Below are 19,861 nucleotides of genomic sequence, written 5' to 3'. Positions count from 1 at the left end.
AGTCCGAAAACCCAGCAAAACAATCGCCAGCCGGAAATTAGCTGACTAAAAATGTCCGACCCTCCACACGGGGGTATGAAGAGCCGAAACCAAAAATAATTGGCACTGACATTCATCGACACACTATTGAGTTCTCAAAGAACACACGCACACACATCCGGGCCAGACTCGACCGGACCTTCTGTGAGGCAACTTTCCCAGCCTAACCAAGCAACCAACCGAAGTCAAGACTCGCGGTCGATCTGCGTCATACTGGGCTGACAGGCGCTCCTCGTCCTACCTCGTTTCCCGGTCCCGCTCGGCGTTTCCGCTTCGCTTCGGCTCCGGGTTGGTGTCCGTGTCGCTCTGACTTGGACTAAGTTACGCGGCGGAAAACGCTACGTCAAATCGCCTGGACAACTTGGCGTTTCCGCAGGTCGATGGCGTGCGATCGGTGTGATCGGCGGCCTGAATCACACGGATGTGATTCAAGCCACCGCGATCGTCATGCCCCTGCCCGCAGTACTCCCGCCAGGTTCTTCTTGCCACGCCGCAGCACGAGCCAGCGTCCGTGCAGGTAGTCGGTCTCGGCGGGGGTCCATTCGATATCGGAGACCTTCGTGTTGTTGACGGCGGCGCCGCCCTCGTTCACCGCACGCCGGGCGGCGCCGCGGCTCTCGCACAGCCCGGTCGCGACCAGCAGGTCCACGATGGTGTTCGGCTCGCCCGCCTCGATCTGCGCGACTTCGCCGTCGACAGCGGCTTCGCGCAGGGCCGCGCCGAGGGTCGCCTCGTCGAGATCGCGCAGTTCGCCCCGGCCGAAGAGGGCCTGGCTGGCCAGCTGCACCGCGCGGGTGTGGTCCTCGCCGTGCACCAAGCTGGTCATCTCCGCGGCCAGCCTGCGCTGCGCCTCCCTGGCGTGCGGACGTTCGGCGGTCGCCCGCTCGAGTTCGTCGAGTTCCTCACGGGACAGGAAGGTGAACCAGCGCAGGTAGCGCACCACGTCGGCGTCGGCCGTGTTCACGAAGTACTGGTACCAGGCGTAAGGGCTGGTCATCTCGGGATCGAGCCACAGGCTGCCGCCGCCGGTGGACTTGCCGAACTTCTTGCCGTCCGCGGAGGTCACCAGGGGAACGGTCAAGGCGTGCACGGCCGCGCCGTCCACCCGGCGGTTGAGTTCGACGCCCGCGATGATGTTGCCCCACTGGTCGGAGCCGCCCACCTGCAGCGTGCAGCCGTAGTCGCGGCGCAGCTGCAGGTAGTCGTTGGCCTGCAGGAGCATGTAGCTGAACTCGGTGTAGGAGATTCCTTCGCCGTCCAGGCGCCGTTTGATGGTGTCGCGCGCCAGCATCACGTTCACCGAGAAGTGCTTGCCGATGTCGCGCAGGAAGTCGACGGCGGTCAACTGGCCGGTCCAGTCCATGTTGTCGACGATGACGGCTCCGGTCGGCGAGTCGTTCAAGTCGACGAAGCGCTCCAGCTGGGAGCGGATCCGCTCGGCCCAGTTCGCGACGGTGTCGGTGGAGTTCATGGTCCGCTCGCCGACGTCGCGCGGGTCACCGATCAGTCCGGTGGCGCCGCCGGCCAGCACGATCGGGCGATGTCCTGCACGCTGGAAACGCTTCAGCGCGAGCAACGGCACCAAGTGGCCCGCGTGCAGGCTGGCGGCGGTGGGGTCGAAGCCGGCATACAGGGTCAGCGGCCCGGCGGCCGCCGCCGCACGCAAGGCATCCAGGTCGGTGGACTGCGCGATCAGACCGCGCCAGGTCAGTTCGTCGATGATGTCGCCGCTCACGATGTCCTATCTTTCCGCACGGAGTTCCGGCCCACGTGTGCACCTCGGTGTCCTGGCGTGCGACGGTGCGCGTCGAACGAATTCGGTTCACCCGGTCGAGGTGTCCCCCCGAATCGTGCGCGACTCGGACCGCGGCCCGAGTCTCGCGTCGTTCGGTGAACGACCACCGGCGAAGCACGGCCTGGTTGTCGGCCGGCGAAACCTGCATCGCGAGGAGGCCGTCGCGGTCCGGGCGCGCGGCGCTTCGTGGTGAGTGGTCGGTCGCGAATCCACGGCGCCGCGGCGAAGGCCTTTCGGTGATCCGTCAGGCCGACCGCGTCGTGGGCAGTGGAGCGCGCGGACTGCGCCGGTACACCGATACCGCGCGGGAATCCGGCAGCCAGAAACGCCACGGCACATCCGCCGCGCTGCTGACGCCGACCCTCGGGCCGGTGGCGATCGCGGCGTCGGCGACGGGGCTGTTCAGCTCCAGCCGGATCGGCGACGACGGATCGAGCAGCGGAGTTCCGTAGTCGCTCAGGGTGATTCCCAGCGCGCTGCCGAGATTGCCCGGCCCACGGGCCAGGTCGAGGTCGGATCGAGCGCTGGGACGCCGCTCACGTGCCGTCTGCAGTCCCGCGACGACCTCACCGGAGCGGATCAGCGCGGCGCTCGCGACGCCGTCCGGTCCGCTCGTCACGTTGATGCAGGTGTGCATGCCGTAGCTCAGGTAGACGTACAGCACACCGGCCGGGCCGAACATCACGTCGTTGCGCTTGGTGCGGCCGCGACCGGAATGCGACGCAGGATCGGGCCACGGTCCGGCCGGATCTCCCCCATAGGCCTCGACTTCGACGATGCGTACACCGACCGGGCCGGACCACAAGGTCGCCCCGAGCAGACGGCGGGCGGCGGCGGGGGGTTCGATGGCGAGTTCCTCGACAGACTGGGCACACACAGCCGCCATTGTCCTCGACGGGGATGACGACGGCCGGGTTCACCCAGTTGCCCGGCGGCCGTACCGTCCGCGCGAGCGATCGCAGCCGACGACGTGGCGGAGTGGCAGGTGAGGCGCTCGCCGATGCTCACGCGCCTGCCGAAACCCGCGACGACCGGCGGAAATCGCCGGCCAGGCCGATCGGACCACCGGCCGTGGCGCATTCAGAAATACGCGCTGTGCTCGCCGGACCGCAGTGTGAGCAAGTCGTCGGCGATCACCGCGGCGTAGCCGACGACCACGATCGCGGCCAATTGCGCCCAAGCGACCCAGTAGACGCCGATCGGAGTGGTGGCGGCCACGGCGAGCGCAGCGAGCAGGCGCGCTCGGGGTCGCGGCAGCCGCAGGGCCAGGCGGAAGAAGAACTGGCCGAGGAAATACAGCGTGACGCCGCCGGAGAGCGCGGCGGCCACGGCGACCGGACTCGCTTCGCCGCCGCGGGCGATGCTCATCTGGATCCCGGCCGCCGCCACGATGACTCCGACCAGCAGCGGATACAGGGCGTAGCCGTAGGCCAGCACGGCAGGCCGGGACCGTTCCCGGTCCGGCACCGCGGCCAGCGCGTGCTCACCGCGCTCGTCGTCGACGCCGAAGTACGCCCACCACAGCACATAGGCCAGGCAGAGGCCGAGGCCGACGGTGGCGATCAATCCCGGCGTGATCCGCTCGCCGGCGAGCCCGGCGCCGATCGCGACGATGGATTCGCCGATCGCGACGATCACGACCAGCCCGTGCCGCTCGCAGAAATGACTGGCTCGCACCACGAAGTCCCCCGTATCGACCAGGTAGGGACTGATCACCTGCACCGCGAACGCGGCTGCCCAGCAGGCGTATTGCGCCCAGTCGTGCACGAAGCCGCCCGCGAGCACGAGCGCGGCGGCCAAGGCGTTGAGCGGACCGATCCGCCGGATCGCGATCGCCGCCGATGCGCCGCCCGCCGAGGCGAACAGCGCGGTGTGCACAGCGGTGACCAGGACGTACCCGAACCCGAAGGCGATACCGGTGCCGTGGAAGGCGTCGGGGATCGCCAACGCGAGGACGAAGAAGGCGAACATGCCTACCAGCAGCCAGGTCCGGCGGGCGGAGCTGTTCGGCGCGACCTCGTTGGTGAGCCACACGTAGCCGGAGTACATCCACCAGATCACCCCGAACAGCAGCGCCACCTGCGCGAGCGCGGGCCAGCCGGGATGGTGCGTGTAGACATGCGACAGCTGGGTGATGGTGAGAACGAAGACGAGATCGAAGAACAGCTCGAGCGTCGAAGCCCGCACCTGCCCGCCATCGGCGGACAGGGCACTCTGGTTGGTCACGGCTGGAGCCTAGAACGGCAGGGCGTCATCCGAGCGCGTCGGTGCCCATGGACAGGCCCTTCAGCTTGTCCGGGTTGACCTGGAACCGCAGATTCTGGATTCGTCCGTCGGCGATGTCGTAGGTGAACGCGGCCACCGGGGTGCCGCCGATGGATACCAGCGCGCCGAGTTCACCGTTGATGCAGGCGGATTCGAATACGAACCCGGCGACGATCGGCTTGGCCAGCACGCCGAGAATCCAGCGGGCCACGTGATCGGGTCCGTACAGCGGGCGGCGCGCCGCGGTCACCACGCCGCCGCCGTCCGACCACGATGTGACGTCCGGAGCGAGCAGGTCCATCAGCGCGTTGAGATCGCCGCCGGAGCACGCGGCCATGAATCGGGCGGTGATGTGGTCGCGCTGCGCCTTGTCGGTGTCGAAACGCGGCCTGCGCGAGTGCACGTGACGTTTGGCGCGGTGGGCGATCTGCCGGATCGCCGGTTCCGGCCGGTCCAGGGTCTCGGCGATCTCGGCGTGCGTATAGCCGAAGACCTCGCGCAGCAGGAAAACCGCGCGTTCGACGGGACTGAGCGTTTCGAGCACCACCAGCATCGCGGTGGAGACGGTGTCGGCCAAGTCGGTCTCCTCGGCGATGTCGGGTGAGGTGAGCAACGGCTCGGGCAGCCAGGGCCCCACGTAGTTCTCGCGGGTGGCCCTGGCCGAGGTGAGCCGGTTGAGCGACAGGTTGGTGACCGTGCGCACGAGGTAGGACTTCGGCTGCCGCACCGTCGACCGGTCGGTGTCGTTCCACTTCAGCCAGGCGTCCTGCAGGACGTCTTCGGCGTCGGTGACGGTGCCCAGCATCCGGTACGCGGTGGCGAACAGCAGACGCCGATGCTGGAGAAACGGGTCCTGCCCGGTTGCGCGGTCGATCATGGCTGAATTCTCCTGGTGGCGCGGCCACCCTTCGACAGGGTGACCGACACCGTCATCCGCTTGCTCAGCGCGAAGACCGGAATCGGGCTGCTGCTGACGGTTTCCTTGTAGAAGACCGCGGCGCGGCCGGTCAGGTAGCCGCGGCGCGGGCTGTCGTCTGCCTTGGTGAACTGGATGACCGCGTCCTTGCGACCGAGGCTGACCGGCTGGTGGAAGTACCCGAAACGGAACGGGCGCACGCGCTTGCCGCGCAGTTGCCGCGCGATGAGATCCGCGGTGTAGGCGGCGGTCGGCATCCCGCTCTGGCAGGTGCCGTGGATCTGCCCCCAGGCTTGGCGGACCGCGGCGGCGTCGCCGACGGCGTGCACGGCCGGGTGCGACACCGACCTCAGGGTCGGGTCGACCACGATCAGCCCGTGCGCGTCGGTCTCGATGCCGGCCCTGGCGGCCAGCGGCGACACGCGAACGCCCGCCGTCCACAGCGTCAGGTCGGTGTGCACGAGTTCGCCGCCGGCCAGTTCGACCGCGTCGGGCAGCACCTTGACCACGGCCCGGCCGGTCTCGCGAGTGACGCCGAGGCGGTCGAGCGCCCGGTGCAGATAGGCGCGGGCTTTCGGCCCCATCATGGCCCCTGGCTCGCCGGTGCTGATCAGGGTGACGCGCGCGCCGGGATGGCTCTCGGCGATCTCCGCCGCCGCCTCGATGCCGGTCAGGCCGCCGCCGCAGACCGCGATGTCGCCGCCACGCGCCGCCACCTCGGCGAGGCGCTCGGCGAACCGGTGCGCGGTGGCGGGGTTGTCGAGGGTCAACGCGTGGTCGGCGGCGCCGGGCACGATGCTCGTGTCGGCGGTGCTGCCCAGCGCGTAGATCAATTCGTCATAGGGCAGGCGCGTCGTATCGTCGACGGTCACCTCTTGATTCCGCGGATCGATGGCCGTGGCCCAGCCCTGGACGAAGGTGATACCGGTGCCCTCCAGCAGCGCGGGAATCCGGTGGTCGGCGAGCTCCTGGCCGGCGGCCACCTGGTGCATGCGCAGCCGCTCTGTGAAGCGGGGCGAGGGGTTGACCAGCGTGATCCGGACGTCGAGCGCACGGGTGCGCCGGGCCAGCCGCACGGCGGCGAGCATGCCGGTGTAGCCGCCGCCCAGGACGACGATCCGATGTTCGGTGTTCATGGCAGTGCTCCAAAGGTCGGGTCACCGGGGCAGGAATGGCGGATGGTGACGACCATGGGACAACTGACCGTGCTCGAACGTGACACCACAATATGTGTTCTGGGTCACACGAGATGGGCGGCGCGTCAGCCGGCACCCTGAATATCCGTGCCACGCAGATCAGGGCCGGACCGGGGACGAAATAGGGACGGTCCCGGATGTGTTGGCACGCTCGCAATTTCTACCGTCGGTCCATGTCTTCGGATTTCCGGCCGCGCAAGCGGCGGTGGTTGCTCATCGTTCTGGTCTGCGTCGCGGCATTGCCGGTTCTCGTCGTCGGTGGCGTCGCGTGGGTCTACGCCCGGGCGGAGGTGTCCGCCGCCGGGAAAACGGAATTCCGGAACGAACTCGCCATTCCTCCGCTGGCGCCGTCACGGCTGAGCGCCGACGGCATACGGACGTTCGAACTCGAAATGCGGACAGGTCAGAGGGAATTCCGTCCCGGCCGGGCTACGCAGACGTGGGGTTTCAACGGCGATTACCTCGGGCCGACCCTGCGGGCGCGACGCGGGGAGAAAGTGGCGGTCACCGTGCGCAACGCGTTGCCCGAGGCCTCCACGGTGCACTGGCACGGCATGCACCTGCCCGCCGAGATGGATGGCGGCCCGCACCAGATGGTGGCGCCCGGCGCGGCGTGGACGCCCCGATGGACCATCGATCAACCGGCCGCGACGCTCTGGTATCACCCCCATCCGCACGGCGCGACCGAAGCTCACGTACGCCGGGGGCTGGCAGGGATGTTCCTGCTCGACGACGAGGTGTCCGCCGCCGCGTCCCTGCCCTCCGACTACGGCGTCAACGACCTGCCGCTGATCGTCCAAGACGTGCGGTTCGACGGCGCGGCGTTCGGCTCGACGCACGCGATGTTCCGCGATGTCGGATTCCTCGGCGACCGGACGATGGTCAACGGCACGCTCGCGCCGTACCGCGACGTCGGCGACGAACTGGTCCGGTTGCGCCTGCTCAACGCCTCGACCGCACGGATCTACACCTTCGTCTTCGCCGACGGACGGCCGTTCTCACTCGTCGCCACCGACGGCGGCCTGACGGAGCGGCCGAGCACCGTGGACCGGCTGCGGCTGTCGCCGGGCGAGCGGGCCGAGATCGTGGTGCGGATGCGGCCGGGCGAGCGCGCCGTACTGCGCGGCGGGAAACTCGACGCCGGGCTCGATTTCTGGACCCAGCGCTTCTCCGGCGGCGACGACACCTTCGACATTCTCGAACTGCGCGCGGCCGAGACCTTGCGGCGTGCGCCGGAACTTCCCGCCGTACTGGCCCCTCCCACCACCCCGGACGGCGGCGACTCGGTGCGGGAACGGCATTTCGATCTGAACCTCGCCGGGATCAACGGCACGCCGATGGCCATGGACCGGATCGATTTCGCGGTCACCCGCGGCACCGCCGAGACCTGGGTGGTACGCAACAACGACGGCATGCCGCACAACTTCCACGTCCACGACGTGCGATTCCGGGTGCTCGCGGTGGACGACGCCCCCGCGCCCGCGGCTTCGGACGGCCCGAAGGACACCGTCTTCCTGCCGCCCGGCAGCACGGCAAGGCTGGCCATGCGCTTCGACGGACCGGCCGATCCGGACGCGCCGTACATGTTCCACTGCCACCTGCTCTGGCACGAAGACCTCGGAATGATGGGCCAGTTCGTCGTCGTGGAACCGGGCCGGACGGCAGGGACGCCGCCGAGGCACCACGGTCACTGATGTCGCCCGGCGCTCTTGCCGGCGCCGCGCGGCCGCGCTAAATTCATCACATAGTGAATTCAACACTCGATGAATTGAGGCGACCGTGTCGCAAGCCATCCCCTCCCCCGCCGTCGAGGTCAGAGACCTGCGGGTGCACCGCGGCGGCCGCGAAGTCCTGCACGACGTCTCGTTGACCATCCCGCGCGGCACGATCACCGGGCTGCTCGGTCCGTCCGGGTGCGGCAAGACGACGCTGATGCGCAGCATCGTCGGCACACAGATCGTCGAATCAGGTGAGGTCACCGCGCTCGGCCACCCGGCGGGCTCGCCCGCGCTGCGCCACCTCATCGGGTACGTCACGCAGGCGCCGAGCATCTACAACGACATCAGCGTCCGGGAGAACGTCGCGTACTTCGCCGCGCTCTACGGCCGCGACCGGGCCGACGTGGACGACGCGATCACGGCGGTCGGCTTGGCCGACCACGCCCACCAGCGCGGCGACGAGCTGTCCGGAGGCCAGAAGACGCGGGCCTCGCTCGCCTGCGCGCTGGTCGCCCAGCCCCGCCTACTGGTGCTGGACGAGCCGACGGTCGGCCTGGATCCCGTACTGCGCGTCGAGCTGTGGAAGCAGTTCCACGAACTGGCCGCGAACGGGACGACGCTGCTGGTGTCCAGCCACGTCATGGACGAGGCCGAGCACTGCGACCGGCTGCTGCTGATGCGCGAGGGGCAGCTGCTCGCCCAGCTCAGTCCCGACGAACTGCGCACGCGGACCGGTGAGCAGAACCTGGAGACCGCCTTCCTCACCCTCATCACGATGGGACAGAACGCATGACCGCCGTATCCCGAGCCGCACCCCGGCGGACGCCGACACTGCGCCCCTACGCCGCGACCACCGGCCGCATCCTGCGGCAGCTGCGCAACGACCACCGCACCGTCGCCATGATCCTGGTGGTGCCCGCCCTGCTGATGGCGCTGCTGTATTTCATCTACAAGGACACTCCGACCAACCCGCTCGACCCCGTCTCGCTGTTCGACCGCGTCGGCATCAGCATGCTCGGCATCCTGCCGTTCATCGTGATGTTCCTGATCACGGCGATCGCCATGCAGCGCGAACGCACCTCGGGCACGCTGGAGCGGCTGCTGTCGACGCCGCTGACGAAACTCGATCTGCTCGCCGGATACGGCACCGCGTTCTCGCTGGCCGCCGCCGCGCAGGCGACCGTCGCCTGCCTGGTCTCCTTCGGTTTGCTCGGGCTCGGGTCGGCGGGCAGCCCGGCGTGGGTGGTGCTGATCGCGGTGGTGGACGCGGTGTGCGGAGTGGCACTCGGTCTGCTGGCCAGCGCGTTCGCCCGCACCGAATTCCAGGCCGTACAGTTCATGCCGGTCGTGGTCGCCCCGCAGATCTTCTTGTGCGGCTTGCTCGTTCCCCGCGGCCAGCTGCCGGATTGGCTGGAGGTGATCAGCAACGTGATGCCGTTGAGCTACGCGGTCGACGCGCTGCAACAGGTTTCGACGCATCCCGAGGTCACCGGCGCGATGTGGCGCGATCTGGCCATCGTGGCCGGGTTCGCGATCGTCGCCCTGTGCCTGGGCGCGGCCACGCTACGACGGCGGACCGCATGACGGCAGCCAACGGCTCCGGCGGCACCGAGCGACCCGCTCGCACCGGCCGCCGACCGGGGCAGTCGGGCGCCCGCGAGGCCATCCTCGCGGCCGCCCGCACCCGATTCGCCGACGCGGGGTTCGACAAGACCTCGGTGCGCGCCGTGGCCACCGACGCCGGGGTCGATCCGGCCCTGGTGCACCACTATTTCGGCACCAAACAACAGCTTTTCGCCGCGGTGGTGGAACTGCCGGTCGACCCGGAGACGACCCTGCGCGTCATCGAGGCCGCACCGCTGGACCGGTTGGGCGAGACCATTCTCCGCACGGTGGTCGCCGTCTGGGATTCTCCCGCGGGTGCCGGCGTGGTCGCGATGGTGCGCAGCATCCTGGCCGGCAGCCACGATCTGTCGCTGGCCAGGGCGTTCCTCTTGGAAGTCGTGCTGGAACGCGTGCGCAAGCGGATCGCCACTCCGGAGGACGACGGACGCGTCCGGATCGGTCTGGTCGCCTCGCAGATGATCGGCGTGCTGGTGGGCCGCAAGATCGTCGGAGTGGAACCGCTTGCCTCGATGCCCGCGGATGATCTGGTCGCCGCGGTGGGCCCGACGCTGCAGCGCTATCTGACCGGAGAAATCGGGCCGGGCCCGGCGTCCGGGTGACCGCGACGATCACCGCCGGACACCGGGGCCGTCACTCCACGACTTCGACGACGTCACCCGGCCACAAGTACTCGTAGAACGCCTTGGCCCCCTCGTAGGTCATCCGGACGCAGCCGTGCGACTGCTTCTCGATCGGGCCCACATGGAAGGCGATGTCACCGTTGAAGAAGGTCGCGTACTCCATGGGAGCGTTGTGCATGGTGCTCCAGTGGAACTCCTTCTTGAACGAGACGTGGAAGACTCCCGGCGGCGTCTCGTATCCCGGCATCCCGTGCGAAATCGGCGTCGGGCCGTAGACCACCTTGCCCCCGTCCATCAGCCAGGCTTCATTCGTCGACAACCGCATGCACGCACGGGCCGCTGTCGAACACGGCGCCACGACCGGCGCGGGCGGCGGGGGTGGAATAAGCGCTGGCATACCGGGGATATCCGGGCCGCCCGGCCACAGTGGCTCGGCCTGCGCCGGCGCCGCGGCGAATCCCGCCGCAGCCACCGCGCAGGCGATCGCGCATCGAGCCGTCCAGTTCCGTAAACGCGAATCGCTCATGACGTTCCCGACCTCTCTCTCATACGCCACCGGTGCGCTGATCAGGTCGGCCGCAACGCCCCTTGACTGGAGCGAGTTGACCGTCTCGAAGTGCAAATGATCATGGCGGACCCGGCTCAGAACGGTCAATGGACGCAAAACGACCGTGACGCATCCGTTGCCGCACGGCGGGCGAGTCGTGAGCGGAAGGGAATGTCGGTGCGGAGAGGGTCAGGCGTCGCCCTGGGCGATGAACGCTTCGTGCTCGGCGTCGGTGACGTCCCTGGCTTCGTCGACGAGCAGCACCGGGATGCCGTTCTCGATCGGGTATGCCCGGCGCAGGCGCGGGTTGTAGAGCGACTCGCTGCCGTCGGCGGCGCGAACCAGCCGCAGCGGGCCCTTGTCCTGCGGGCAGGCCAGCAGACTCAGCAGTGTGGCGTCCAGGGTGGTGTGCTCAGGCATACCAGGAACCTACCTTCCGGCCGGGCCGGAGCGAGAACCGTCCGCACCGGCAGCGGATGTCCGGCGGAACGAGATGTGGCGATGGCCGAAGAAGCTGGCCCCCGCCACCAGCGCCATCACCCCGACCGCCGACGGGATGCTCGGCAGATGCAGCACCGAGACGCCCAGTTGCAGCAGCACCATGTTCAGCACCAGTCCGCCGGAGTTCACCGCGACGAACGCGACGAAATCCCGCGCCGCGCGCCCCCGGACCCGGAACACCAGGGTCCGGTGCAGGACGAACGCCACGACCACGCTCACCGAGTAGGCCAGGGCGGGCGCGAGCGCGGCGGGCGCCCGGTCGCCGAGCACCGCCAGCCACAGCACCGTCAGCGCCATGCCGAGTCCCGTGTTCACCATGCCGACGACGGCGAAGGCGATCTCCTGGCGACGCACCAGGCGCAGCAGGGGGCCGGGGTCGGCGGCGGGCGTCACGCCGGGTCCCGGGCCCGTCGTCGCGCCCGCGGCATCGAAACGCCGCGCATCCGATTCCGGTGCGCCGACGCCGTCCGCCGCACCCGCGCTCATCGGGCGGCGTCGGCCAGGTCGGTTTCCGCGGGCACGCCCGCGTCGGGCGGGGACGACCCGGCTCCGGCCGCCGCGTCCGGCCGCCGCCTGCCCCGCAGGTACGCCCACTGCGACAGCCCGACGACGAGCAGGCCGAGCAGAGCCGCCGCGACGCCGATCCGCCAGCCCGGCGGCTGCCACGACACCACGAGCTCACCCGAGCTGCCGGCCGGGACATCCACGGCGACAAATGTTTTGGCCACCAGCGTGGAAGGAAGTTCGCGCCCGTCCAGCGTCACCCGGTAACCGGGCCAGCCCAGCCGCGCGAAGACGATTCGCCCGCCCTCCGGCGAACTGACCCGCACCCGGCTGGTCGTGTCCGACTCACCGACCGACGTGGCCGTCGCCCCCTGCGTGGCCGCGATCCGGCCGTCCCGCACCGAGATCAGCCCGTCGGTGCGCTCCAGCACCGAGATGTACTTCTCGTGCCCGGGGTAGTCGACCCATCGCCAGCCGGGCGGCGCGGGCTGGTCGCGCGCGTCCGGATACAAGGCGCGATGCAGCACCACCCGATCGACCTTCATCAGGTCGACGATGGTGCGGCCGGTGGTCGGCTCGGTGGCGAACGCGCGCCGGTAGGCATCGGGACAGACGCTGGTGTCCCAGCGCATGCACAACGTCTCGCCGAACCAGTAGTGCCCGTTGGGGGTGTATCCGCTGACGTAGGTCAGCTCCAGATTCTTGGCGTAGTTGCCGAAGACCAGCGATCCGTACGCGCCGGGCAGATTCCGCTCCTGCGGCGGGATGAGCATCCGGTCGCCGAGTTGCAGTGTGGTGCCGGGGAAATCGGGGAACGCGGCCTTCATCTCCGACCGATTCTCCGGCAGATTCCAGCCCATCGGGGTCGGTTGCGCACCCCACACCTGGAGGTAGGCGATGGGGAAGACGGAGACGACGATCAACGCGCACGCGGCGACCGCACCGCGGCGGCGCCCGAGCCACACCGCGGCGGCGCCGAGCGCGGCCACGCCGAGCGCCGCGACGATGTGCGGGATCACTTCGTGCGGCGCGGCGGAGAACGTGCGCACCCACAGCAGACCGATCAGCACCGTGGCGGCGATGCCGCGCCGCCGCCAGTCCTCGACGGTGGCGAAACGTCCGAGCAGCACGCACACCAGCACCAGCAGGCCGAGCGCGACCATCGGCAGCACCCGCGCGGGCCAGCGCAACGGTCCGACCGCGCCGGGACCGGCCGTCCACATCAGTGCCATCACCGCGAACAGCGCGGGCGCGACGAGCTCACGCGCCGCGCCGAGCGCCTTGCGCCAGTCGACGAAGGCCAGCGCCGGAACCAGGAACCAGGCGATGTAGACCACCGGCATCGGCTGCACGTAACCCCACCAGGAACTGAACGCGGGCAGCGTGCTGGGCAGGCTGGCGTTGAGCGACTCCGACCACGGCACCGTGAGGAACTGGTCGTTGTTGATCTGCGCGGTGCCGCGCCAGGTCACCTTCGCCGACAGCATGCTCGGCAGGTAGGTCGCCAGTCCGGCCAGCGCCGCGGCGGCGGCGACGATGAGCAGGCGCGCCGACGGCCGCCACGCCTTCTGGTACACCAGTTCGCCGATGGCGACGGCGCCCACCATCAGACCGGCCTCCACCGCGGGGAAGATGTACTGCACCGAGATGGCCAGATACAGGAACACGAAGGTCGGGATCGGCCCGCTGCGCCCGCGGGCATAGCGCACCCCGGACGCCCAGGCATGGGCCAGCCACGCGGTGCCGGTGAACGCGGTCATCCAACTGGACTCGTCGAAGAACAGCAGCCATCCGGTGAACGGAATCGCCGCGCCCGCCACCGCCGCCCACGGCGCTTTCGCCCCGTAGGCCAGGCAGATCCGGTACACACCGAGCGCGAGGACGATCGCGAAGATCAGTTTCACCACGCTGGCGTACAGCGCGAGGTTGTCGACCGAGGGCGCGATCAGATCGATCAGCAGTTGCGGCGGATTGAGCAGCCCGGCCTCTTCGATGGTGTAGTTGCCCGCCATCCAATGCTCGGGGATCATCGCGGGCAATCGTCCCTCGCGCAGGTACCGGCCGAGCATCACCCACAGCGGGGCGTACTGCGATTCGGTGTCGTCGGTGTAGAAATGCCGGGCGTTGGCGAGTAGCACCGCACCGTAACCCGCGATCACCCCGAGCGCCGTGATGACGCCCCATGTGCGGACTTCGCGCGAAGGATGAGTGCTACGTTCGGCCACGAGTCCCAGACCCTACCGTCACCGCGATGCGGCTCCGGCAAGCCAGTGCCGCCGATGACGTCCGGAACGGGTCATCCGGCCGCGTTCTCGGTCGGCGCCTGCGGGTTACGGCGGAACGAGATGTAACGATGGCCGAAGAAACTCGCGACCGCGACCAGGCCCATCACCACGACGGCCGAGGGAATCCGCGGCAGGCCAAGCACCGAGACCGCCAGCGACAGCAGCACCGTATTCATCAGCAAGCCACCGGAATTCACCACGACGAAGGCGGCGAAGTCGCGCAGCACCCGGCCGCGAACCCGGAACACGAGCGTCCGGTGCAGGACGAAAGCGACGACGATGCCGACGGCGTAGGCCAGCACGACCGCGACGGCGGGCGGCCACGCGTCACCGAGCACCGCGAGCCACGCCACGGTCAGCCCGATGCCGAGCAGGGTGTTGCACGCGCCGACCAGCGCGAAGGCGACCTCCTGCCGCCGGACCACTCGCATCAGCAGTCCCGCCGCGGGACCGTCGCCCACCGCGTCGGGACCCATGGCCACCGGAGGGGTGTTCGTCTTCACGAAACGGCGTCCGCCAGTTCGCGATCCGGCTCGGTGGGCGCGGGGTCGGCGCTGTCCTGCGGCTCATCGCGGCGCCGGGAACGGACGTACAGCCATTGCAGGACGCAGATGCCGAGCACCCCCGCCACCGCCGTGGCGATGCCGATCTTCCAGCCCGGCGGACGCCAGGTCAGCACCAGCTCGGCGTTCTGGGCGCCCGCGGGAACATCGACGGCGATGAAGGACTTGGCGACCGTGGTGATCGGAAGCGACTTGCCGTTCAGTGTGACCCGATATCCCGGCCAGCCCAGCCGCGCGAACACCACCTTGCCGCCCTCGGCCGAGGAGACGCGCACCCTGCTGGTGGTGTCGGTCTCGGAGATCGAGGTCGCGCTCACGTTCTTGGTCGCCGTCACGCGGCCGTTCGTGGTCGAGATCGGCCCGCCCACGCGTTCCAGCACGGCGATGTAGCGCTCGTGGCCCGGGTAGTCGACCCACTGCCAGCCCTCGGGCGCGGGCTGGCCGGGCGCGTCCGGGAACAGCGCCCGCTGCAGCACGACGCGGTCGAGGTTCATCAGGTCGACCAGCGGCCGTCCGGTGGCCGGCTCCGGCGCGAACATGCGGCGGTAGGCGTCCGGGCAGACGCTGCCGTCCCAGCGCATGCACAGCAGCTCACCGAAGTAGAAGTGGCCGCTGGGGGTGTAGCCGTTGACGTAGTTCAGTTCCAGTCCACGGGCGTAGTTGCCGAAGACGAGCGAGCCGTAGGCGGCCTCGATGCTCTTGTCCTGCGGTTGCAGCAGTCCGCGGTCGCCCAGCTGGATGGTGTTTCCCGCGAAGTCGGGGAACGCGTCCTTCGCCACCGAACGCTTCACCGGCAGGTTCCACGACATCGGCGTGGGTTGCGCGGCGTCGACCTGGAAATAGGCGATCGGGAACATCGCGACGATGGTCAAGGCGCACGCCGCCGCGGTGCCCTTGGTGCGCCCGAGCCACACCGCCGCCGCAACCAGCGCCGCCAGCGCCAGCGCCGCGATCACGTGCCAGATCGCGTCGTGCGGGTCGGCGGAGAACGAACGCACCCACAGCAGCAGGATCAGCACGCCCGCCGCGATGCCGCGGTTCTTCGGATCGCGGAACGTTCCGTAACGGCCCAGCAGCACGCACACCAGCACGAGCAGGCCGATGGCCAGCATCGGCAGCACGCGTGCGGGCCAGCGCAGCGGTCCGACGGAACCGGGACCCGCGGTCCACATCAGCATCATGATCGCGAAGATCGCGATCGCGCTCAGCTCCCGCCATGCTTCCTTGGCCCGCCGCCAGTCCACGAACGCCAGGGCGGGGATCAGGAACCAGGCGATATAGGTGACCGGTAGCGGCTGCACGTAGCCCCACCACGAGGTGAAGGCGGGCAGCGAGCTGGGCAGGCTGGCGTTGAGCGACTCCGACCACGGCACCGTGAGGAACTGGTCGTTGTTGATCTGCGCGGTGCCGCGCCAGGTCACCTTCGCCGACAGCATCGAGGGCAGGAAGGTCAGCAGGCCCGCGAGCCCGGCGCAGCCGGCCGCGAGCGCCAGCCGCAGCACCGGCTGCCATTTGCGCTGGTACACCAGCTCGCCCACGGCCACGGCCAGCAGCATCAGCACCGCTTCGACCGCGGGGAAGATGTACTGCGTCGAAATCGTCAGATACAGGTAGACGAAGACCGGAACGGGCCCGCCGAGACCTCGCGTGTAGCGCACCGATGCCGCCCAGGCGTGCACCATCCACGCCGTGCCGGTGAGCGCGGTCATCCAGCTGGCTTCGTCGAAGAACAGGAAGAAGCCCGACAGCGGCAGCGCGACACCCGCCACCGCCGACCACGCCGGCCGCCCGCCGTAGACGAGGCAGATCCGGTACACGCCGAGCGCGGCGATGATCGAGAAGATCAGCTTCACGACGGTGGCGTACAACGCGACGTTGTCCACCGAGGGCGCGATCAGATCGATCAGCAGCTGCGGCGGGTTGAACAGGCCCGCGTCGTCCATGGTGTTGTTGCCGGCCATCCAGTGCTCGGGGACCATGACCGGGAAATCGCCCGCGCGCAGCGCACGGCCCAAGCCGACCCACAGCGAGGTGTACTGGGACTCGGTGTCGTCGGTGAAGAAATGCCTGGCGTTGGCGAGCAGGACAGCGAGGTAACCCGCGACCACTCCGAGCGCGGTGATGACCCCCCACCGGTAGACATCTCGCCGCGAATAGGCATCCGGCGGCGAGTCGAGCACTGCACTGTCCGTCACGAGTTCCAAACCCTACAGGGCGGCTCCCGGCTTGGCATCGGTCGCGGACGCCGCCAAGATGAGGGCATGATCAGCTGCTCCGGTGGCCGCCGCGCCCACCGTGCTAGAGTCCACACCGGTTCGGGCTCCGCAGTTCTGCCACGAGTACCGGCACGCACCGTCATCGAAAGTCGATCCAGCTGATGCCGATCACCCCCGCCCGCACACTCCGTTCCGGCGCCCCGGCGACGAACGGTGACCCGGCACGGCCCGGCGTGGACCGGCCGCACACGGTGTCGGTGGTCGTGCCGGTGTACCGCGGCGAGGACACGATCGCCGGTCTGGTCGCCGAGCTGCACGAGCTCACCCGCGCCACCGAGACCGCGGGCGGCACCACGTTCACCGTCTCCGAGATCATCCTGGTGCACGACCACGGCCCGGACCGCTCCGACGTGGTACTGCAGGAACTGCAACAGACCTATCCCACCGTGCGCACCGTCTGGCTCAGCCGCAACTTCGGCCAGGATGCCGCGACGATCGCGGGGATGTCGGCCGCCGCCGGTGACTGGATCGTCACCATGGACGAGGACGGCCAGCACGATCCCCGCTTCATCAGCACGTTCCTGGACACGGCGCTGGCGCAGCGCGCCGATCTGGTCTACTCCAAGCCGAGCAACACCAGGCCGCACGGATTCCTGCGCAATCTGACCTCGCGCGGAGCCAAGCTGGTGCTCGCGACGCTGTTCGCGTTCCCGGATTCCACCCGGTTCGAAAGCTACCGGCTGATCCGCGGGGACATCGGCAGGCAACTGGCCGAGGTCGCGTCCAACGGCGTCTACCTCGACGTCGCGCTGACCTGGGTGGTCGGCGCCGTCGCGCAGGCGCCGGTGGTGCTGCGCGCCGAGGGCAGGGAGGAATCCGGCTACAACTACCGCAGGCTGTTCTCGCTGTTCTGGAAGATGGTGCTGTGCAGCGGAACCCGCGGGCTGCGGCTGGTCAGCCTGCTCGGCGTCACCTTGGCGCTGGCCGGCGGCGTGATGGCCGCCGTGGTGGTGTTCGAGGCGCTGACCACCGACGGCTGGGCGCCGGAAGGCTGGGCATCCACCATCGTGGTGCTGCTGCTGTGCTCCGGCGCCATCCTGTTCTCACTCGGGCTCATCGCCGAGTATCTGGGCGTGGCCCTGCACATCTTGGTGGGCAAACCCCTCTATCTCACCGTCGAGACGCCGACGCCGCGTCCGGCGGAAGCTTCGGAACTGACCGCGACCACCGCCAGCAGGGGGACCGACCGGGTTGAGCACTGACCGCGTCATCTTCAGCCGTCCGTACCGGGCGCGCCGGGAACTTGCGAATCTGGAGGCCGTGCTCGCCTCCGACCACAGCCACGGTGACGGGCAGTTCACCGCGTCGGCCACCGCGAAGCTGAAGGCGATCACGGGCGCGCCGCACGCCCTGCTCACCACCTCGTGCACGTCCGCGCTGGAGATGGCGGGCCTGCTGCTGGAACTGGGCCCGGACGACGAAGTGATCGTGCCCAGTTTCGCCTTCACCTCCACCGCCACCTCGATGGCGCTGCGCGGCGCCACCTGCGTGTTCGCCGACATCGATCCGGCCACCGGCAATCTGGACCCGGAATCGGTGGCCGCCGTGGTCACCGAGCGGACGAAGGCCGTGGTGGTCATCCACTACGGTGGCGTCGCCGCCGACATGGCCGGACTGCTCGACCTGGCGAACACCCACGGTTTCGCCGTCGTCGAGGACAACGCGCACGGGCTCGGCGGCGCCTGGCGCGGCCGCAAGCTCGGGACCATCGGCACGATGGGCACGCTCAGCTTCCACGACACCAAGAACGTGCACTGCGGCGAGGGCGGCGCGCTGCTGCTCACCGACGAGATCCTGATGGCGCGCGCCGAGATCATCCGGGAGAAGGGCACCGACCGGGCCCGGTTCCTGCGCGGCGCCGTGGACAAGTACTCCTGGCAGGACATCGGCTCCAGCTACTTGCCCAGCGAGCTGAACGCGGCCGTGCTCGACGCGCAACTGGACGAGTTCGACACCATCCAGGCCGGACGCCACCGGGTGTGGGACGCCTACGCCGCCGCGCTGCCGGATTGGGCCGCGCGCAACGACGTGCGCCTGATGTCCGTGCCCGCGGATCGCGAGCACACCGCGCACCTGTACTACCTGCGGACCCCGAACGAGCGCCGCCGCGACGACCTGATCGCCCACCTCGCCGCGCGAGGGATCTCCGCGCCGTTCCATTACATCCCGCTGGATTCCAGCCCGGCCGGATTCAAGCTGGGCCGCACGCCGCGCGCCTGCGTCCGCAGCGCGGAGTTCTCCGCGACCGTGGTGCGCCTGCCGCTCTGGCCGGATCTCACCGACGCGCAGGTGGCCCGCGTCGTGGACGCGGTCACCGCGTTCACCGTGTGAACCGGCCCGCGACGCCGGTTCACGGCCTCACGCGGTGAGCACATAGAGCTTCTCCCGCCCGCCCGCGATGAGGGTCTCCTTGGCCACGCGCGGTCGGTAGGCGGTGAAGAACTCGTCGAGCGTCCGCTCGGTGAAGCGGTGCGCCTGCTCGCCGTCGCCCGCGTCGGTGAACCGTTTGCCGATGGTGGCGAGGAACGGGTTGTCGCTGGTCGCCAAGTTGCGGACCGGTTCGGCGACGATCACCCGCTCGGTGGCGGCCGCGAGCATCCGGTCGAGCAGCGGGCGCGGCTCGGGCAGGAAGTGGTAGAGGCTGGCCTGCATGATGACGTAGTCGGCCGTGGGCAACGCGTCACCGGAACGCAGGTTCCACACTTTGCCCCGCCCGCCCGCCTCGTTCACCCGCGCCACGAAGCGCTCGTTGAGATCGAGCCCGGTGTAGTCGACCGACTTGTGGCGCAGGTAGCGGGTGTAGAGCGTCGCGGGGCCGCAGCACAGGTCGACCACGCTCGCCCCCTGCGGGACGAGTTCGGCGATAGCGCGATACCGAGCCGTGTAGTGCTTGCCGTACAACCCGCGCATCAGGACCTCGTAGACGGTCCCGCTGCGGTAAATGAGGCTCGTTCCCACAGGCACTCACTATGCCATCGGTCGGTGAATCCGGCTCTTCGGCAACATGTAT

At 69.3% G+C, this 19,861-nt stretch carries 18 protein-coding genes; 6 read left to right on the top strand and 12 right to left on the bottom strand.

The window, feature by feature from the left end; genetic code table 11:
- Nucleotides 1-484: 484 nt before the first annotated feature.
- From tyrS to ACH49X_RS28395, 5 genes are all read right to left on the bottom strand, one after another.
- Nucleotides 485-1,774: a tyrosine--tRNA ligase gene (tyrS, locus tag ACH49X_RS28415; RefSeq protein WP_357209179.1), complete on the bottom strand. Its 1,290-nt coding sequence runs from the start codon at nt 1,772-1,774 to the stop codon at nt 485-487.
- Between the two features lie 304 nt (nt 1,775-2,078).
- The gene (locus ACH49X_RS28410; RefSeq protein ID WP_195082833.1) at nt 2,079-2,720 is read right to left on the bottom strand and encodes a DNA-3-methyladenine glycosylase; all 642 of its coding nucleotides are present in this window, start codon (nt 2,718-2,720) and stop codon (nt 2,079-2,081) included.
- A gap of 194 nt (nt 2,721-2,914) precedes the next feature.
- Nucleotides 2,915-4,060 carry a low temperature requirement protein A gene (locus ACH49X_RS28405; protein WP_195082832.1) on the bottom strand — a complete coding sequence of 382 codons (1,146 nt, stop codon included), beginning with the start codon at nt 4,058-4,060 and terminating at the stop codon, nt 2,915-2,917.
- Nucleotides 4,061-4,085: 25 nt separating this feature from the next.
- Nucleotides 4,086-4,976 (bottom strand): RNA polymerase sigma-70 factor, encoded by an 891-nt coding sequence (locus ACH49X_RS28400; protein WP_357209180.1) that lies wholly within the window; start codon nt 4,974-4,976, stop codon nt 4,086-4,088.
- The gene (locus ACH49X_RS28395; RefSeq protein ID WP_357209182.1) at nt 4,973-6,151 is read right to left on the bottom strand and encodes an FAD-dependent oxidoreductase; all 1,179 of its coding nucleotides are present in this window, start codon (nt 6,149-6,151) and stop codon (nt 4,973-4,975) included. Before ACH49X_RS28395 ends, ACH49X_RS28400 begins: the two co-directional genes overlap by 4 nt.
- Nucleotides 6,152-6,384: 233 nt before the next feature.
- Here ACH49X_RS28395 and ACH49X_RS28390 point away from each other — a divergent pair, with 233 nt between their 5' ends.
- The 4 genes from ACH49X_RS28390 to ACH49X_RS28375 all read left to right on the top strand — a co-directional run bounded on the left by ACH49X_RS28390 (nt 6,385) and on the right by ACH49X_RS28375 (nt 10,154).
- A complete protein-coding gene (locus ACH49X_RS28390; protein WP_357209184.1) occupies nt 6,385-7,905 on the top strand; it encodes a multicopper oxidase domain-containing protein in 1,521 nt (506 codons plus the stop codon).
- A gap of 85 nt (nt 7,906-7,990) precedes the next feature.
- Nucleotides 7,991-8,722, top strand: coding sequence for an ABC transporter ATP-binding protein (locus ACH49X_RS28385; protein ID WP_357209186.1), 732 nt, complete (start codon nt 7,991-7,993; stop codon nt 8,720-8,722).
- A complete protein-coding gene (locus ACH49X_RS28380) occupies nt 8,719-9,513 on the top strand; it encodes an ABC transporter permease (RefSeq protein WP_195082827.1) in 795 nt (264 codons plus the stop codon). The genes ACH49X_RS28385 and ACH49X_RS28380 overlap by 4 nt, the downstream gene beginning before the upstream one ends.
- Nucleotides 9,510-10,154, top strand: a complete 645-nt coding sequence (locus tag ACH49X_RS28375) for a TetR family transcriptional regulator (protein WP_357209188.1) — start codon at nt 9,510-9,512, stop codon at nt 10,152-10,154. Before ACH49X_RS28380 ends, ACH49X_RS28375 begins: the two co-directional genes overlap by 4 nt.
- A gap of 31 nt (nt 10,155-10,185) precedes the next feature.
- Here ACH49X_RS28375 and ACH49X_RS28370 read toward each other — a convergent pair whose 3' ends face one another.
- From ACH49X_RS28370 to ACH49X_RS28345, 6 genes are all read right to left on the bottom strand, one after another.
- Nucleotides 10,186-10,500, bottom strand: coding sequence for a L,D-transpeptidase (locus tag ACH49X_RS28370; protein ID WP_324722481.1), 315 nt, complete (start codon nt 10,498-10,500; stop codon nt 10,186-10,188).
- A 411-nt stretch (nt 10,501-10,911) separates the two neighbouring features.
- Entirely contained in the window at nt 10,912-11,142 is a 231-nt protein-coding gene (locus ACH49X_RS28365) for a Trm112 family protein (protein ID WP_357111251.1), read from the bottom strand.
- A 9-nt stretch (nt 11,143-11,151) separates the two neighbouring features.
- Entirely contained in the window at nt 11,152-11,709 is a 558-nt protein-coding gene (locus tag ACH49X_RS28360) for a GtrA family protein (RefSeq protein ID WP_357209190.1), read from the bottom strand.
- The gene (locus tag ACH49X_RS28355; RefSeq protein WP_357209192.1) at nt 11,706-13,952 is read right to left on the bottom strand and encodes a hypothetical protein; all 2,247 of its coding nucleotides are present in this window, start codon (nt 13,950-13,952) and stop codon (nt 11,706-11,708) included. The genes ACH49X_RS28360 and ACH49X_RS28355 overlap by 4 nt, the downstream gene beginning before the upstream one ends.
- A 71-nt stretch (nt 13,953-14,023) precedes the next feature.
- Complete coding sequence (locus tag ACH49X_RS28350) at nt 14,024-14,515, bottom strand: GtrA family protein (protein ID WP_397071309.1); 492 nt, start codon at nt 14,513-14,515, stop codon at nt 14,024-14,026.
- Nucleotides 14,512-16,683, bottom strand: a complete 2,172-nt coding sequence (locus tag ACH49X_RS28345) for a hypothetical protein (RefSeq protein ID WP_357209220.1) — start codon at nt 16,681-16,683, stop codon at nt 14,512-14,514. The genes ACH49X_RS28350 and ACH49X_RS28345 overlap by 4 nt, the downstream gene beginning before the upstream one ends.
- Before the next feature lie 269 nt (nt 16,684-16,952).
- Here ACH49X_RS28345 and ACH49X_RS28340 point away from each other — a divergent pair, with 269 nt between their 5' ends.
- Together ACH49X_RS28340 and rffA are read left to right on the top strand one after the other, a co-directional pair.
- Nucleotides 16,953-18,053, top strand: a complete 1,101-nt coding sequence (locus ACH49X_RS28340; RefSeq protein ID WP_195082821.1) for a glycosyltransferase family 2 protein — start codon at nt 16,953-16,955, stop codon at nt 18,051-18,053.
- On the top strand, nt 18,043-19,182 hold the full coding sequence (rffA, locus tag ACH49X_RS28335) for a dTDP-4-amino-4,6-dideoxygalactose transaminase (RefSeq protein WP_357209194.1): 1,140 nt from the start codon (nt 18,043-18,045) through the stop codon (nt 19,180-19,182). Before ACH49X_RS28340 ends, rffA begins: the two co-directional genes overlap by 11 nt.
- A 27-nt stretch (nt 19,183-19,209) precedes the next feature.
- On the opposite strand, the gene ACH49X_RS28330 is transcribed toward rffA, so the two are convergent.
- Nucleotides 19,210-19,809: a class I SAM-dependent methyltransferase gene (locus ACH49X_RS28330; RefSeq protein WP_357111263.1), complete on the bottom strand. Its 600-nt coding sequence runs from the start codon at nt 19,807-19,809 to the stop codon at nt 19,210-19,212.
- Nucleotides 19,810-19,861: the final 52 nt, after the last annotated feature.

Source organism: Nocardia sp. NPDC019323, from assembly GCF_044389845.1.
Classification (GTDB): Bacteria; Actinomycetota; Actinomycetes; order Mycobacteriales; family Mycobacteriaceae; genus Nocardia; species Nocardia implantans.
This window is presented reverse-complemented; position numbering and strand designations above follow the sequence as displayed.

Excerpts from the sequence above, each read along its gene's own strand:
- ACH49X_RS28390 (WP_357209184.1), top strand. The coding sequence starts at position 6,385 with ATGTCTTCGGATTTCCGGCCGCGCAAGCGGCGGTGGTTGCTCATCGTT.
- ACH49X_RS28380 (WP_195082827.1), top strand. The coding sequence starts at position 8,719 with ATGACCGCCGTATCCCGAGCCGCACCCCGGCGGACGCCGACACTGCGC.
- ACH49X_RS28365 (WP_357111251.1), bottom strand. The coding sequence starts at position 11,142 with ATGCCTGAGCACACCACCCTGGACGCCACACTGCTGAGTCTGCTGGCC.
- ACH49X_RS28370 (WP_324722481.1), bottom strand. The coding sequence starts at position 10,500 with ATGCGGTTGTCGACGAATGAAGCCTGGCTGATGGACGGGGGCAAGGTG.
- ACH49X_RS28340 (WP_195082821.1), top strand. The coding sequence starts at position 16,953 with ATGCCGATCACCCCCGCCCGCACACTCCGTTCCGGCGCCCCGGCGACG.
- ACH49X_RS28395 (WP_357209182.1), bottom strand. The coding sequence starts at position 6,151 with ATGAACACCGAACATCGGATCGTCGTCCTGGGCGGCGGCTACACCGGC.
- ACH49X_RS28375 (WP_357209188.1), top strand. The coding sequence starts at position 9,510 with ATGACGGCAGCCAACGGCTCCGGCGGCACCGAGCGACCCGCTCGCACC.
- ACH49X_RS28410 (WP_195082833.1), bottom strand. The coding sequence starts at position 2,720 with ATGGCGGCTGTGTGTGCCCAGTCTGTCGAGGAACTCGCCATCGAACCC.
- ACH49X_RS28400 (WP_357209180.1), bottom strand. The coding sequence starts at position 4,976 with ATGATCGACCGCGCAACCGGGCAGGACCCGTTTCTCCAGCATCGGCGT.
- ACH49X_RS28360 (WP_357209190.1), bottom strand. The coding sequence starts at position 11,709 with ATGAGCGCGGGTGCGGCGGACGGCGTCGGCGCACCGGAATCGGATGCG.